A 14,759-nucleotide genomic window follows, 5' to 3' on the forward strand; every position below is an offset into this window, starting at 1 on the left:
CGTCCCCGGGTGAGTTCCGGGTTCGATCGGCGTTCGGGATGCGAGCGGGCAGGTGCACTGGTTCGCTGAGAGGGGTCCGCTGAAAGCGACGTCCGAGGAGGCCATGAGCATGTCAGACGAAGTCGGCGGCCGGGTCCGGCAGATGCGGCAGAAGGCCGAGGAGCTGAAGCAGGCCGCGGATCGCGTGAGCGATCCCGAGGAGAGCCGGCGGCTCAAGGAGAAGGCGCGCAGGCTCCAGGAACAGAGCGAGCAGGAGAGCACGATGGGTTCCGGGGACATCTACCCCATGGAGTGACCGTCCGTGCCGTACACACCGGCCGGTGACCGTCCGGGTCAGCGGCCGGTGAGTACGTCCGGGGCGCGTTCGGCCGGCGTGGGCCCGGGCGTGGTGCTTACGGCCGGGATGCGCTCGGGCGGTGCGGCTCCGGTTGCGTCCGCCCGGGCGGCACGTGACGGCCGGGTGGGTGTCCGGCCGGTTGGGTGTCCGGGCCGTGCCTGCCCGGCCGGGTGACCGCACGGGTCACCCGCCGCTGTGCGCACGGGGCCGGCGGCCTCCCGCACAGCCCGTCAGAAACCGGACCTCGCCCCGCCGTCCACCGGCAGCATCACGCCCGTCAGGTACGACGCCGCGGGCGACAGCATGAACGCCGCCGTGCGTCCGAACTCCTCGGGCGTGCCGTAGCGCCGCAGCGGAATGCGGGACTCGTTGGCGGCACGGGCCGCGTCCACGTCCCCCGACAGCGCGTCGAGCTCGCGCACCCGGTCGGTGTCGATACGGGCCGGCAGCAGTCCCACGACGCGGATCCCGCGCGGGCCCAGCTCGTCCGACAGCGATTTGGCGAAACCGGCAAGACCGGGACGCAGACCGTTCGAGATGGTCAGGCCGGGAATCGGCTCGTGGACCGAGCCGGACAGCACGAAGCCGACGACCCCGCCCTCACCCAGCGCCGCCGCCGCGCCCCGGGCCAGCCTGACCGCGCCCAGGAACACCGACTCGAACGCCGTCTGCCACTGCTCGTCCGTGTTGTCCGCGACGAAGCCCGGCGGGGGGCCTCCGACGCTGATCAGTACGCCGTCGAAGCGGCCGAAGTGCGCCCGGGCGGCGCTGATCAGCCGCTCGGCGGTATCGGGGTCGGCGTTGTCGGCCGCGACGCCGACGGCGTACGGGCCGATCCCGGCCGCCGCGTCCGCGGCGGCCTTCGCGTCCCGTCCGGTGATGATCAGCTTCGCGCCCTCGGCGGCCAGTGCGCGGGCGGCGGCGTTGCCCAGCCCGCGGGTCGCCCCGGTCACGACGTAGACGCGGTCCTTCAGTCCAAGATCCATGGCCCTATCCTGCCGCGCCGCGTGCGGCGAGAGCCAGGGCGGAGCCCACCAGTCCCACATGGCTGAACGCCTGCGGGAAGTTCCCGAGCTGCCGCCGCGCCACCGGGTCGTACTCCTCCGCCAGCAGGCCGACGTCGCTGCGCAGTTCAAGCAACCGCTCGAAGAGGTCCTTGGCCTCCTCCACCCGCCCGGTCGCACGCAGGGCGTCGACCATCCAGAACGAGCAGACGAGGAACGTTCCTTCACGGCCGGGAAGCCCGTCGACGGACGGCCCCTTCGTGCTGTAGCGGTTGATCAACCCGCTCCGGCCCAGCCCGGCCCGCACCGCGTCGACCGTGCCCACGACCCTCGGGTCGTCGGGCGGGAGGAAGCCCACCCGGGGAATGAGCAGTGCCGAGGCGTCCAGCTCGTCCGAACCGTAGTACTGGGTGAAGGTGTTCCGCTCCGCGTCGAACCCCCTGTCGCACACCTCCCGGTGCACCGCGTCCCGCATCGCCCGCCACCGGGTCACATCGCCGGGGAGCCCGGGGTCGTCCTCCAGCGTCCGTACGGCGCGGTCGGCCGCCACCCACGCCATCACCTTGGAGAACACGAAGTGGCGCCGCGGCCCGCGCACTTCCCACAGGCCCTCGTCGGGTTCCCGCCAGGTCGACTCCAGGAAGCCCAGCAGACTCAGCTGGAGGTTCCAGGCGTGCGGCGGGGACTCCAGACCGGCCTCGCGGCCGAGCCGCAGCGCGTCCATGACCTCGCCGTAGACGTCGAGCTGGAGCTGGTCGACGGCGCCGTTGCCGATCCGTACCGGGCCGGAGCCCTCGTAGCCGCGCAGCCAGGGCAGTTCCGTCTCCGGCAGCCTGCGCTCCCCGGCCACCCCGTACATGATCTGCAGCCCCGAGGGGTCACCCGCCACCGCGCGCACCAGCCAGTCCCGCCATGCCGCGGCCTCGTCGACGTAGCCGGTGGAGAGGAGCGCGCGGAGTGTCAGTGTGGAGTCCCGCAGCCAGCAGTAGCGGTAGTCCCAGTTCCGGATGCCGCCGGGATCCTCGGGAAGGGAGGTCGTGGGAGCGGCGACGATCCCGCCCGTCGGGGCGTACGTCAGCGCCTTCAGGGTGATCAGCGAGCGGACCACGGCGTCCCGGTACGGTCCCTCGTAGCCGCACCGCGCCGACCACTCCTGCCAGTCGTCCACGCTCGCACTCAGCGCGTGGAAGGGGTCGACGAGTCGGGGAGCCGGCTCGTGCGAGGGGTGCCAGGTGAGGACGAACGCCAAGCTCTGGCCGGCGCCGACGGTGAACGACGAGACGGTGCTGAACTGCTGGCCCCAGGTCTTCACCGGCACGGAGTCCGGGTTCTCGAGCCGCAGCCACACGGAGTCGGGGCCGGCGACCGCGACCCGGTGGTCGTCCGTCCGCCGTATCCACGGGACGACCGAGCCGTAGTCGAAGCGCAGCCGCAGGGTCGCGTTCATCTCGACGTTGCCGCTGACGCCCTCCACGATCCGTACGACGTCGGGGGCCTTGTCGCGCTGGGGCATGAAGTCGGTGACCTTGACCGTGCCGGTCCGCGTCTCCCAGAACGACTCGAGGACGAGCGTGCCCGGGACGTAGCGGCGGCGGGTGCAGTTCCCGGCGCCCTTGGGCGCGAGCCGCCAGTGGCCGTTGCCGTCGTCGCCGAGCAGTGCCGCGAAGCAGGCTCCGGAGTCGAAGCGCGGCAGGCACAGCCAGTCGACCGAGCCGTCCCTGCCCACCAGACCCGCGGTCTGCAGATCGCCGATCAGGGCGTAGTCCTCGATGCGTTGGGTCACGACATGCCGTTTTCCCTCGCTGACGGCCGCCTAAGCGGTTGCGTCGACCACGTGGGAGACGGGCTTCGCGGGCGGAGAGCGCCCGGGCGGTCCTCGGGGGTTCGGGGGAGGGCGGTGGGCCACGGCTCAGCCGCCTCGGGGCCGTTGGACGGGCCTTCCCGGGGGCGGGGCCCCGCCCCGTGCCGGTCCCGGCCGTCGGGCTCCGCCGGGACGCCCCCGCGAGCCCGGCCGCGTCGCCGGGGCCGGGCCGGCGGCTCAGCTCGCCGTCGCACCCGCCGTCGCGGGCGTCTCCGCGGCAGCCGGTTCGGTAGCCGATCCGGCGGCCGCCGCGGTCCGGTCGCGCTTCTCGCGGCGTACCAGGACGACCCAGCCCACCGGGACACCGGCCGCGAACAGCCACCACTGGACCGCGTACGCCATGTGCGCGCCGATGGAGTCGTGGTCGGGCTCCGCGATCAGCTCGGGGGTGCCACCGGCCGGCTCGGGGGCCGTCTGCTGCAGGTAGCCGCCGAGTACCGGCCGGCCCAGGCTCTTGGCCTGCTGCTCGCTGTCGATCAGCATGATCTGACGCGGCGGCAGCCCGCTGAGGTCCTTGATCCCGCTCGCGTCGGTGGTCTCGTCCGCCATGAGCCGGCCCGTGACGGTGACCCGGCCCGTCGGCGCCGGTGGCACGGCGGGGTACGCGGTCTGGTCGGCCGCCGCGGGCACCCAGCCCCGGTTGACCAGGACGGCACGGCCGTCGGCGAGGACCAGCGGGGTGAGGACGTGCACCCCGACCCGCTCGTCGTTGTCGGTGCGGCGGCGCACGACGACCTCGTGGGCGGTGTCGTACGTGCCCGTGGCCGTGGCGTGCCGCCAGTAGTCCGCGCGCGGGACGGTGTGCCCCGGGGAGGTCAGCTCCGTGACGGGCACCGGCCGTGCGGCGAGGTTGTCCGCGATCAGCTCGTTCTGCGCGACGCGGCGCTCGTGCCGGTGCAGCTGCCAGTAGCCCAGCTCGACCATCACGGGAATGAGGACGAGGCTGACGAGGGTGAGGATCACCCACTGCCGGGACAACAGGAAGCGGTACACCCCACGACCGTACAACTCGGTCATGGGGCGTCCGGCGGCAGGGTCCCGGGCGTGGCCCGGGAACGTGCCGGCGGGGAGGAGGGGGCGCGGCGGGTGCCGGGGAGCCGGCGGGGTCACACCTTGTCGACGATGCCCGTCCTCCCCTCGGCGCGGGCGCAGTGCCCGCCGCAGTACCAGTGGCCCTGGACCTCGACGCCCTGGCCGATGATCTGGACCCTGCAGTGCTCGCAGATGGGGGCCATCCGGTGGATGGCGCAGGAGAAGCAGTCGAAGACGTGCACCGCGCCCTGCGCGTGCACCTCGAAGGACATGCCGTAGTCGTTTCCGCAGACCTCGCAACGTGCCATGCGCCGCATGCTCCGGAGGGCGGCGGACCGGAGCAAGATCCCTCCGGGCGGGTCGGGGCGGCTGCACCCGACCGGCGCACGCGCCGGGCTGCCCGGCCTCCGTCCGCGCCCCGTACGCCCGGCGGACCGAAGGCCGTGGGCGGGGCGTCACGCCTCGGCCGGCGCGACGTCCCTGAGGAGCTGGGTGAAAGCGGCCTCGTCGATGATCGGTGTCCCGTACGACCTCGCCCGGACCGTCTTCGACGTGGGGGCCTCCGGGTCGTTCGTCACGAGGAGGCTCGTCAGCCGGGAGACGCTCGTCGCGACATGGAGGCCGGCCTCGACGGCACGGTCCTCCAGCAGTTCCCGCTCGACCGAGGTGTCACCGGAGAAGGCCACCCGCATGCCCTGTCTGAGCGGCTTGTCCGCCTCGTAGCGCCCCGGGTTCGGGTACGGGCACGGCGGCCTCCTGCGTGACGGTCGCCAGCCGTTCGGCCGGTAGGAGGACCTCGACGCCTGCCGGCCGATCCGCGGCGCGGAGGGTGTCGTGGACCACTCCGTGAGCGGACGGCACTCCAGCAGCGGCAGCCGCACGCCCCGCTCGGCCGCCGTGTGCAGACTCGGCCGGAAGGCCTCCGCCAGCACCCGGGCGTCGTCCAGGGCGTTGTGCGCGTGGCGCTGGACGACACCGAAGTGTGCCGCGAGCGACTCCAGCTTGTGGTTGGGCAGGGGCAGCGACAGCTCCTTGGACAACGCGATCGTGCACAGCCGCTGGCGCACGGGTGCGACGTGCTCCGCCCGCGCGTACTCCCTTGCGATCATGGACCAGTCGAACACGGCGTTGTGCGCGACGAGCACCCGGCCGTCCAGCCGGTGCGCGAACTCCTGGGCGATGTCCACGAAGAGCGGCGCGCCCTCCAGCATGTCGCTCGTCAGTCCGTGGATCCACACCGGACCGGGATCCCGCTCGGGGTTGACCAGGGAGTACCAGTGGTCCTCGACGTTCCCCTGGGCGTCCAGGCGGTAGACGGCAGCCGACACTATCCGGTCGTCACGGGCGAGGCCGGTGGTCTCCACGTCGACGACCGCGTACCCCTGTGGATACGCGGCCGGCCACGTTGCTGCTGTCGTACCGTTGTCGAGCATGGTCACAGAGCTTACGGGCCGCCACCGACACGGAAGCTCCGGCCCGTGTGCCCCCGGTCCGGTGACGGGCGGCGGAGCGCAGGCCTGGGGCCCCGTCAGCCCCGTACGGGAGCGATGGAGTTCACCGCGACCGACTGGTATGGATCCTGCCGGATACGTCCGGAATTCCCTGACGGGGCGTGCACGGCCCGCTCGGGCCTCAGGTGTTCCCCTGGGCCAGCAGGGACTTGGCCAGCGCCCTCAGGGACGCGGTGAACAGCCGCTCGGGGTCGGCAGGGCGCGCCAGCGCACGGGCCAGGGCCGGATCCTTGCGCGCGCTCACGGTCTTCCGCTGCCGCTCCCGACCGGGTTCCTCCGCCGGTGCCGGCCCGCGCGCGCACTCGACCAGGACGAAGCCGGCCACCTGGAACTGCACCGCGCGGACCGCCTCGGCGGCCCGCGCTCCCCGAAGTCCGGCGGTGTGCACCTCGCGGACGAGCGCGCGCTGTGCGGGCAGGAACACCCGCTCGGTCAGGCCACGTTCATGGACCATGGCGATCAGATGGGGCCGGGCGTGCAGTTCGCCGCGCAACTGGCGGGCGACCGAGACGATCCGGGTGGCCGGGGTGCGGCCGGTCGGCCGGATCGCCCCCATCTCCTCCACCGCCCGGTCCATGAGCGCGTCGAGCAGCGACTCGCGGTTGCCGACGTGCCAGTAGATGGAGGTCACGGCCGTGCCGAGCCGGGCGGCGAGCCCCCGCATGGTGAGTGCGTCGGGACCGTGCTGCTTGACGAGGTCGTACGCGGCCTCCAGCACCTCCTCGCGGGTCAGCGCGGTACGTGACATGAAACCCCTATCTCCGGTCGACTCCGCTGTGGAAAAGCCTCTTTGATCTCCATCGGTACTCGGTGTAACCGCGTTACAGGCGTGGCCGTGCGGCACCCCGTGCGCCGGCCCCGTACCCGCTGCCGTGTGGCGGCTGTGTTCGCGGCCCCGCGGGTGAGACCCTCCCTGGCGTGACGCAACCGACACCCCACCACGAGCCCCATGACGCGACCATGGGCACCCGCCTCAACTGGCTCCGCGCCGCGGTCCTCGGAGCCAACGACGGCATCGTGTCGACCGCGGGCCTCGTGGTCGGCGTGGCCGGTGCGACGAGCGACCGCGCGGTGCTGCTCACCGCCGGCCTCGCCGGACTGCTCGCCGGATCGATGTCGATGGCCGCGGGCGAGTACGTCTCGGTCTCGACCCAGCGCGACTCGGAGAAGGCGGCACTGGCCCTGGAGAAGCGGGAGCTCAGCGAACAGCCCGCGGCCGAACTCGACGAACTGACCGCCATGCTGGCGGCCCGCGGCCTCTCCCGCGAGGTCGCCCGCGCGGCGGCGGAGCAGCTCACCGCACGCGACGCGCTCCGCGCCCACGCCGGGGTCGAGCTCGGCATCAACCCCGACGAGCTCGCCAACCCCTGGCACGCGGCCGGCGCCAGCTTCCTGGCCTTCACCGTGGGCGCCCTGCTGCCCCTGCTGGCCATCGTCCTGCCGTCGGCCACCGCCAGGCTGCCGGTGACGGTCGTGTCGGTGCTGTTCGCCCTCGCCTTCACCGGCTGGTGGAGCGCCCGCCTCGGCGCGGCCCCGGCCGGGCGGGCGATGGTGCGCAACGTGTGCGGGGGTGCGCTGGCGATGGGGGTGACGTACGCGGCGGGCTCGCTGCTGGGGGCCGTGGGGATCTGACCCCGCCGTCGCTCGCGGTGCAGGGCCCGCTCACAGGTGGGCGCCCTCGGCCGGGCGTCCGTCGGTGACCGGGGTACGGTGAGGCGGGTACCGACGTCTCAGCAGCGAGGGTCCGTCCGACATGCGCGCCACCACCATCCACGCCCCGTTCGACATGCGTGTGGAGGAGGTGCCCGACGCCCGTGTCCAGGAACCGACCGACGCGGTCGTACGCGTGGTGCGGGCCTGTATCTGCGGCAGCGACCTCTGGGCGTACCGGGGAGAGGCCGAACGGCAGCCCGGCCAGCGCATCGGCCACGAGTTCCTGGGCGTCGTCGAGGAGGCGGGCGCCGAGGTGACCGCCTTCGCGACCGGCGACCTCGTCGTCGCACCCTTCGTCTGGTCCGACGGCACCTGCGAGTTCTGCGCCGAGGGACTGCAGACGTCCTGCCCGCGGGGCGGCTTCTGGGGTTCGCCCGGCAGCGACGGCGGTCAGGGCGAGGCGGTGCGCGTCCCGTTCGCCGACGCGACCCTGGTCCGGCTCCCCGCCGCCGCGCTCTCCGACGAACGGCTGCTGACCGCGCTCCTCGCCCTCTCCGACGTGCTCGGCACGGGCCACCACGCCGCGCTCGGCGCGGGCGTCACCAAGGGCAGCACCGTCGCGGTCGTCGGCGACGGCGCGGTCGGACTCTGCGGCGTCCTCGCCGCCAGGCGGCTCGGCGCCGACCGGATCATCGCGCTGGGCCGTCACCGGGGGCGAACCGACATCGCCCGCACCTTCGGCGCCACGGACGTCGTCGCCGCGCGCGGCGACGAGGCCGTGGCCGCCGTCCGCGAGCTGACCGGCGGCCACGGCGCTCACTCCGTGATCGAGGCGGTCGGCACGGAGCAGTCGATGCGCACCGCCGTCGGGATCACCCGTGACGGCGGCGCCATCGGCTACGTCGGAGTGCCGCACGGCAGCGGCACCGGACTCGACCTCGGCATGATGTTCGACCGCAACATCGCACTGCGCGGCGGCGTCGCCCCCGTCCGCGCCTACATCCCCGAACTGCTCCCGGACGTCCTGGACGGCACGGTCGACCCGGCTCCGGTCTTCGACCTGACGGTCGGTCTGGACGGCGTCCCCGAGGGCTACCGCGCCATGGACGGGCGCACGGCCCTGAAGGTCCTCGTCAAGCCCTGAGCCGCCGGGGAACGCGCCGGCCTGCCGTGCCCGGCACCCGCGCCCCGTCAGCAGGACTCCGGGCCGGCCCCGGCCGGTGACACTGCGTCAGCCGGGGCCGCCCCCGTCCGTCCGGCCGCCCACACGAAGGGGCCCGGGCGTGATTCCCACCACGCCCGGGCCCCTCGTGCGCGCCCACGGCCGCCCGGCGGACCGCCTACCGGACGGCGTGACCGGCTACCAGCGCACCGCGTCCAGCGCGTCCGCCATACCGGCGCCGTAGAAGCCGTTCTTGCCCTTGCCGCCCTCGCACACCGCGTCGACCGTGCCGTCGCCGTTGATGTCGTACGGGTTGGTGCACGGACGGTCATCGGCCTGTGCGTACAGCAGGGCCTTCACCCCGGCCGCCGACAGCCGCGGGTGCTTCGACTTGATCAGCGCGACGACACCCGCGACGTGCGGGGAAGCCATGGACGTGCCCGCCTTGTAGTTCCAGGTGTGGCCGCCCCTGAACGTGGTCGAGAGGATCAGCCCGCTGGTGGCGGGGGCCTCCGGCGGCTGGAGGGCGGTGGAGTCGCCGCCCGGCGCCGTGATGTCCACGATCCCGTTGCCGTAGTTCGAGTACGACGACTTGAGCCCCTTGGCCCCGGTCGCCGACACCGTCACCACACCCGGCAGCATGGCCGGGATATCCGGGCACTCGCGCGGTTTGACGACCCGTGAGACCGGCGTCGTGTCGTTCGGGCTCGTCGTGTCGGTGACCGCGTCGGAGGCGAGGTCGACACGGGAGTTGCCGGCCGCGGCGACGTTCACCACGCCCTTGCGTTCCGCGTACCTGGTGGCCCGGGCGAGGGTCTCGACGAGGGCCTTCTGGTCGTCGTCGTTCTTGCAGTTGTAGAGCCACGGGTCGACGTAGTAGCTGTTGTTGGTCACGTCGGCACCGTGGTCCGCGGCCCAGACGAAGCCGCAGAGGACCGCCTCGGTGTAGAAGAACCCGTCCGGGTTCGCCACCTTGAGGCTGGACACCTTCACGCCGGGGGCGACGCCGGTGACGCCGAAGCCGTTCTTCGCTGCGGCGATGGTGCCCGCCACGTGCATTCCGTGGTCGCTCTCGTCCGCCGCCGGACGCCATGCGTCGTTCTCCGTGACCGGTATGCCGCTCACGCAGTTCGCGGAGGCCCGTCGGTCGAAGTTCGGCGCGATGTCCGGGTGGGTGTCGTCGACACCCGAGTCCAGGACGGCGACCGTGACCTTGCTGCTGCCCAGCGAGCGCTGGTGGGCCTTGTCGGCCTTGATGGCGGGCAGGTCCCACTGCAGGGGCTCCAGCGGGTCCTGCTCGTCGGTCGCCCTGGCCGCGGCCGCCTTCGCCTGCGCGGCGGTCAACGGCTGCTCGGCCTCGATGGCGTTGTCCCGCTGGGGGACCAGCGGGTTGGTACGCGTGGCGCCCGCCGAGGCGACGCCCTTCACGGTGCGGATCTGCCGGGCGAAGTCAGGGTTCTGCGAATGGACGACGACGACGCCGATCCGGTCGTAGGCGATCACCACCGTGCCGCCGGCCTTCGCGACCGCCCGCTTCACCCTGGCGACGGCCGATCGGCCGCCGTCCACGTTGACGACGTACGACAGCTTCGGGCCGTTGGTCGAGACGGCGGCGGGCGTGTCGTCGGCGGGGGCGGCGGTCGCCGCGCCCGCGGGCAGGAATCCGAGCGAGGCCGTGAGCGCCAGACCCGCGGGCAGTGCTATCGCGCGCGTCCGTCTGGGTCGCAGATGAGCCATGGGATCTCCACATCATCCGGTTGGCCGCCCAGACACCCCGTGCGTATGGGCGGGTACATGACGAGTGAAGCTATCGCCGATCATCCTGGCGCATCAATGACTTCGGGAATCCGGTTCCGGAAAACGGGCGGAGAAGCGAGCACGAATGCGCCCGGAGGTGAACCGCTTCGCGGTGTGCGCCGTGCCGTTGTCAGAGAGAGGGGCGAGCCGCCCCGCTCCCCGTACGAGACCCCGTCCCGTCCATGACTGCCGCACCCGCGGCGCGAGGAGAGTCCGTGACCACCGATGCACCGCCGCCCGCAGGGGACAGGGACCTCGGTCCCGCCCAGCCCACGACCGAAGCGTTCGTCGAGGTGCAGGAGAGCGCGGAATTCGCCGAACTGCGCCGCACCTACCGCTCCTTCGCCTTCCCCCTGACCGTCGCCTTCATCCTGTGGTACCTGCTGTACGTCCTGCTGTCCAACTACGCGGGCGGCTTCATGGGCACCCGGCTCTTCGGCAACGTCAACGTGGCCTTCGTCCTCGGCCTCGCCCAGTTCGCCACCACCTTCCTCATCGCCTGGTTCTACGCACGGCACGCGGCCGAGAAGCTCGACCCCAGAGCGGATGCGCTCAAGTCCCGTATGGAGGCCGACGCATGAGCAGCACGACACTCCAGGCCGTCCGGCTCGCCGCGGCGGGCGACGCCGGCGAGCACCGCCCGCTGATCATCACCCTGTTCGCGGCCTTCGTCGTCGCGACGCTGTTCATCACCGTCTGGGCCGGCCGGCAGACCAAGGACGCCGCCGACTTCTACGCCGGCGGACGCCAGTTCACCGGCTTCCAGAACGGACTCGCCATCTCCGGCGACTACATGTCCGCCGCGTCCTTCCTCGGCATCGCCGGCGCCATCGCCCTCTTCGGGTACGACGGCTTCCTCTACTCCATCGGCTTCCTCGTCGCCTGGCTGGTCGCCCTGCTGCTCGTCGCCGAACCGCTGCGCAACTCCGGCCGGTTCACCATGGGCGACGTCCTCGCGTACCGGATGCGGCAGCGGCCGGTCCGCACCGCCGCCGGCACCTCCACGATCGTCGTCTCGATCTTCTACCTGCTCGCCCAGATGGCCGGCGCCGGCGTGCTCGTCTCGCTGCTGCTCGGCATCACCAGCGACGCCGGGAAGATCGCCATCGTCGGCCTCGTCGGCGTGCTGATGATCCTTTACGTCACCATCGGCGGGATGAAGGGCACCACCTGGGTGCAGATGGTCAAGGCCGTCCTGCTGATCGCGGGCACCCTGCTCATCACCTTCCTGGTGCTGTGGAAGTTCAACTTCAACGTCTCCGACCTGCTCGGCAGCGCGGCCGCGCAGAGCGGCAAGGGCGCGGCCTTCCTGGAGCCGGGCCTGAAGTACGGCGCCACCGGCACCTCCAAGCTGGACTTCCTCTCGCTCGGCATCGCCCTGGTGCTCGGCACCGCCGGTCTGCCGCACATCCTGATCCGCTTCTACACCGTGCCCACCGCCAGGGCCGCCCGTAAGTCGGTCATCTGGGCCATCGGCATCATCGGCGCGTTCTACCTGATGACGATCGCGCTGGGTTTCGGCGCGGCCGCCCTGGTCGGCCCGGAGGAGATCACGGCCTCGAACAAGGCCGGAAACACCGCGGCCCCGCTGCTCGCCCTGCACATCGGCGGCGCCGACTCCGCCGGCGGTGCGGTCCTGCTGGCCGTGATCTCGGCGGTCGCGTTCGCCACCATCCTCGCCGTCGTCGCCGGGCTCACCCTGGCCTCCTCCTCGTCGTTCGCGCACGACATCTACGCCAACGTCATCCGAAAGGGCCAGGCCACCGAGAGGGAGGAGGTCCGCGCGGCCCGCTGGGCGACCGTCCTCATCGGCGTCGTCTCCATCGGGCTGGGGGCCATGGCCCGCGATCTGAACGTGGCCGGGCTCGTGGCGCTCGCCTTCGCCGTCGCCGCGTCCGCGAACCTGCCGACGATCCTCTACAGCCTGTTCTGGAAGAGGTTCACGACCTCCGGTGCCCTGTGGTCCATCTACGGCGGTCTGGTCTCGTCGGTGGTGCTCGTGCTGTTCTCCCCGGTCGTCTCCGGCAAGCCCTCGTCGATGTTCCCCGCGGTGGACTTCGCCTGGTTCCCGCTGGAGAACCCCGGGATCGTCTCCATCCCGCTGGGCTTCCTGCTCGGCTGGATCGGCTCCCTGCTGTCCGGGGAGGAGCCGGACCGGGGCAAGTACGCGGAGCTGGAGGTCAAGTCCCTCACGGGCGTCGGCGCCCACTGAGGAACCTCACGGGCGCCGGCCTGCGTCGAGGAGGAGAACGTCATGCGCCCGTACGCGGCCGCGTCGTAGGGTCCTACGACGCGGCCGCTCCGTACCTCGTGGCAAATGGCCCCTGCCGTTGTCGGAGGTCTCGCGTAGGCTCGCTCCCAGGACGAGTTCCTCACTCATGGGACGAGTGCCAGTAAGACTTCCGAACACGGGGAGGGGGCCGACAGTGCTCATCGACACCTACGGCCGTGTGGCCACCGACCTGCGGGTCTCGCTCACCGACCGCTGTAATCTCCGGTGCTCGTACTGCATGCCGGAAGAGGGCCTGCAGTGGCTGTCCAAGACCACCCTGCTCACCGACGACGAGATCGTCCGGCTCGTCCGCATCGCGGTGACGCGGCTCGGGATCACCGAGGTCCGCTTCACCGGCGGTGAGCCGCTGCTGCGGCCCGGGCTCGTCGGGATCGTGGAGCGCTGCGCCGCGCTGGAGCCGCGCCCCAAGATCTCGCTGACCACGAACGGCATAGGACTGAAGCGCACCGCGACGGCCCTGAAGGCCGCCGGGCTGGACCGGGTCAACGTCTCGCTGGACACGCTCCGCCCCGACGTCTTCAAGACCCTCACCCGCCGCGACCGACACCACGACGTCGTCGAGGGCCTGGAGGCCGCCCGCGAGGCCGGGCTGACCCCCGTGAAGGTCAACACGGTGCTGATGCCGGGGCTCAACGACGACGAAGCCCCCGAACTGCTCGCCTGGGCCGTCGAGCACGCCTACGAGCTGCGTTTCATCGAGCAGATGCCGCTGGATGCCCAGCACGGCTGGAAGCGCGACGGGATGATCACCGCGGGTGACATCCTGCAGTCCCTGCGTACCCGTTTCGAGCTCACTCCCGAAGGCGAGCAGGCCCGTGGCTCCGCGCCCGCGGAGCGCTGGCTCGTGGACGGCGGCCCGCACCGCGTCGGGGTCATCGCCTCCGTCACCAGGCCCTTCTGCAGCGCCTGCGACCGCACCCGTCTGACCGCCGACGGGCAGGTCCGCACCTGTCTGTTCGCCCGCGAGGAGACCGATCTGCGCGGCGCGCTGCGCTCCGGCGCGCCGGACGAGGAGATCGCCCGGATCTGGAAGCTCGCGATGTGGGGCAAGAAGGCGGGATCGGGCCTGGACGACCCGCAGTTCCTCCAGCCGCAGCGCCCCATGTCAGCGATCGGCGGCTGAGCCCCGTCCGTCGCCGGACGCCGGGCCCTCCCACTCGTCGAGCGTCACGACGTCCTTCAGGAAGCCCCGCACCCCGAGGAACCGGGACAGGTGCTCCCGGTGCTCCTCGCAGGCCAGCCATGTCTTGCGGCGCTCCGGAGTGTGCAGCTTCGGGTTGTTCCAGGCCAGTACCCACACCGCGGCGGCTCGGCAGCCCTTCGCGGAGCAGACGGGGGTCTCGGCGCTCACCGGGTCGGTACTCACCGGATCATTCTCCACAACGAGGCGACGCCGAGCAGCCACGGGGGGAGCTGCCCGGCGTCGGTCCGTCGCTCCGACGGGGGATGCGGAGCGCACTGGCAGTATGTCACGCGGAACGGGCCGTGGTGCACCGGAACTTCATGATTGATCTGAGCTTTTCCTGAGCCTGCCGGCGCGCCCGCCGCCGGCCTCGCCGAGCCGCCGTTCAGCCCCGCCGGGACTCCCGCGCCGGGGCGTCCTCCGCTCGGCATTCCGCATCGCCCTCCGCCTGCTCCGTCCATGCCGCGCGCCGGGGGTGCGCCGCGTCCTCCGGTGCCGGCCGAGGCGCCGGCGCACCGCTCTCGAGTGCGGGCCTCGTGGGTGCCGGTACGAAGGTGGCGAGCGGCTTCGGGGCGCTCTCGCGGCCCGCGTTGGCGATCACCACGGCGATGTAGGGAAGGACCGCACCGAGCACCAGCGCCACGACCGCCACATGGCGCTCGACGTTCCAGAGGACCGCGGCGAGGACCACCGCGAGGGTGCGGACCGACATGGAGATCACATAACGGCGCTGGCGGCCGCGCACGTCCTCGGCCAGCCCCTGACGGGCGCCGGTGATCCGGAAGACCTCGGTCTCCTTGTGCTTCCGCATGTCGTTCCGCCGCTCAGCCGCCGCGCCGGGCCCTCCCCGGTGCGAACCTGTTTCCACGGTACGCCGCGGCTCCGTCGCGTTCGAGACCGGGTCCGGGGTGTCGGGTCCGAGTCGG

At 72.3% G+C, this 14,759-nt stretch carries 15 protein-coding genes; 6 read left to right on the top strand and 9 right to left on the bottom strand.

Annotation, left to right across the window (positions count from 1 at the left end):
* Positions 1 to 103: 103 nt before the first annotated feature.
* The gene (locus QMZ92_RS27100) at positions 104 to 295 is read left to right on the top strand and encodes a DUF6381 family protein (RefSeq protein WP_171053153.1); all 192 of its coding nucleotides are present in this window, start codon (positions 104 to 106) and stop codon (positions 293 to 295) included.
* A 272-nt stretch (positions 296 to 567) separates the two neighbouring features.
* On the opposite strand, the gene QMZ92_RS27105 is transcribed toward QMZ92_RS27100, so the two are convergent.
* The 6 genes from QMZ92_RS27105 to QMZ92_RS27130 all read right to left on the bottom strand — a co-directional run bounded on the left by QMZ92_RS27105 (position 568) and on the right by QMZ92_RS27130 (position 6,493).
* Positions 568 to 1,323 (bottom strand): SDR family oxidoreductase, encoded by a 756-nt coding sequence (locus QMZ92_RS27105; protein WP_283300128.1) that lies wholly within the window; start codon positions 1,321 to 1,323, stop codon positions 568 to 570.
* A 4-nt stretch (positions 1,324 to 1,327) separates the two neighbouring features.
* The gene (locus tag QMZ92_RS27110; RefSeq protein ID WP_283300129.1) at positions 1,328 to 3,124 is read right to left on the bottom strand and encodes a glycoside hydrolase family 15 protein; all 1,797 of its coding nucleotides are present in this window, start codon (positions 3,122 to 3,124) and stop codon (positions 1,328 to 1,330) included.
* Between the two features lie 255 nt (positions 3,125 to 3,379).
* Positions 3,380 to 4,195, bottom strand: a complete 816-nt coding sequence (locus QMZ92_RS27115) for an SURF1 family cytochrome oxidase biogenesis protein (protein ID WP_283300166.1) — start codon at positions 4,193 to 4,195, stop codon at positions 3,380 to 3,382.
* A gap of 113 nt (positions 4,196 to 4,308) precedes the next feature.
* Positions 4,309 to 4,542, bottom strand: a complete 234-nt coding sequence (locus QMZ92_RS27120; RefSeq protein WP_017948874.1) for a metallothionein — start codon at positions 4,540 to 4,542, stop codon at positions 4,309 to 4,311.
* A gap of 147 nt (positions 4,543 to 4,689) precedes the next feature.
* The gene (locus QMZ92_RS27125) at positions 4,690 to 5,673 is read right to left on the bottom strand and encodes a DEDDh family exonuclease (RefSeq protein ID WP_283300130.1); all 984 of its coding nucleotides are present in this window, start codon (positions 5,671 to 5,673) and stop codon (positions 4,690 to 4,692) included.
* A 193-nt stretch (positions 5,674 to 5,866) separates the two neighbouring features.
* Positions 5,867 to 6,493 carry a TetR/AcrR family transcriptional regulator gene (locus QMZ92_RS27130; RefSeq protein ID WP_283300131.1) on the bottom strand — a complete coding sequence of 209 codons (627 nt, stop codon included), beginning with the start codon at positions 6,491 to 6,493 and terminating at the stop codon, positions 5,867 to 5,869.
* 212 nt (positions 6,494 to 6,705) lie between these two features.
* Here QMZ92_RS27130 and QMZ92_RS27135 point away from each other — a divergent pair, with 212 nt between their 5' ends.
* Both QMZ92_RS27135 and QMZ92_RS27140 read left to right on the top strand, forming a co-directional pair.
* Positions 6,706 to 7,377: a VIT1/CCC1 transporter family protein gene (locus tag QMZ92_RS27135; RefSeq protein ID WP_283300167.1), complete on the top strand. Its 672-nt coding sequence runs from the start codon at positions 6,706 to 6,708 to the stop codon at positions 7,375 to 7,377.
* Between the two features lie 121 nt (positions 7,378 to 7,498).
* Positions 7,499 to 8,542, top strand: a complete 1,044-nt coding sequence (locus QMZ92_RS27140) for a zinc-dependent alcohol dehydrogenase family protein (RefSeq protein WP_283300132.1) — start codon at positions 7,499 to 7,501, stop codon at positions 8,540 to 8,542.
* Positions 8,543 to 8,758: 216 nt separating this feature from the next.
* Here the strand turns inward: QMZ92_RS27140 and QMZ92_RS27145 are convergent, their stop codons facing one another.
* Positions 8,759 to 10,297 (bottom strand): S8 family peptidase, encoded by a 1,539-nt coding sequence (locus QMZ92_RS27145; RefSeq protein WP_283300133.1) that lies wholly within the window; start codon positions 10,295 to 10,297, stop codon positions 8,759 to 8,761.
* Between the two features lie 275 nt (positions 10,298 to 10,572).
* Between QMZ92_RS27145 and QMZ92_RS27150 the strand changes: the two genes are divergently transcribed.
* From QMZ92_RS27150 to moaA, 3 genes are all read left to right on the top strand, one after another.
* Complete coding sequence (locus QMZ92_RS27150; protein ID WP_283300134.1) at positions 10,573 to 10,938, top strand: DUF485 domain-containing protein; 366 nt, start codon at positions 10,573 to 10,575, stop codon at positions 10,936 to 10,938.
* On the top strand, positions 10,935 to 12,569 hold the full coding sequence (locus tag QMZ92_RS27155; RefSeq protein ID WP_283300135.1) for a monocarboxylic acid transporter: 1,635 nt from the start codon (positions 10,935 to 10,937) through the stop codon (positions 12,567 to 12,569). Before QMZ92_RS27150 ends, QMZ92_RS27155 begins: the two co-directional genes overlap by 4 nt.
* Before the next feature lie 214 nt (positions 12,570 to 12,783).
* The gene (moaA, locus tag QMZ92_RS27160) at positions 12,784 to 13,773 is read left to right on the top strand and encodes a GTP 3',8-cyclase MoaA (protein WP_283300136.1); all 990 of its coding nucleotides are present in this window, start codon (positions 12,784 to 12,786) and stop codon (positions 13,771 to 13,773) included.
* On the opposite strand, the gene QMZ92_RS27165 is transcribed toward moaA, so the two are convergent.
* Together QMZ92_RS27165 and QMZ92_RS27170 are read right to left on the bottom strand one after the other, a co-directional pair.
* Positions 13,756 to 14,016, bottom strand: coding sequence for a hypothetical protein (locus QMZ92_RS27165; RefSeq protein ID WP_283300137.1), 261 nt, complete (start codon positions 14,014 to 14,016; stop codon positions 13,756 to 13,758). The genes moaA and QMZ92_RS27165 overlap by 18 nt on opposite strands.
* 202 nt (positions 14,017 to 14,218) lie before the next feature.
* On the bottom strand, positions 14,219 to 14,644 hold the full coding sequence (locus QMZ92_RS27170; protein WP_283300138.1) for a DUF3099 domain-containing protein: 426 nt from the start codon (positions 14,642 to 14,644) through the stop codon (positions 14,219 to 14,221).
* Positions 14,645 to 14,759: the final 115 nt, after the last annotated feature.

The sequence above is a fragment of the Streptomyces sp. HNM0645 genome, assembly GCF_030056615.1.
GTDB lineage: Bacteria > Actinomycetota > Actinomycetes > Streptomycetales > Streptomycetaceae > Streptomyces > Streptomyces marianii.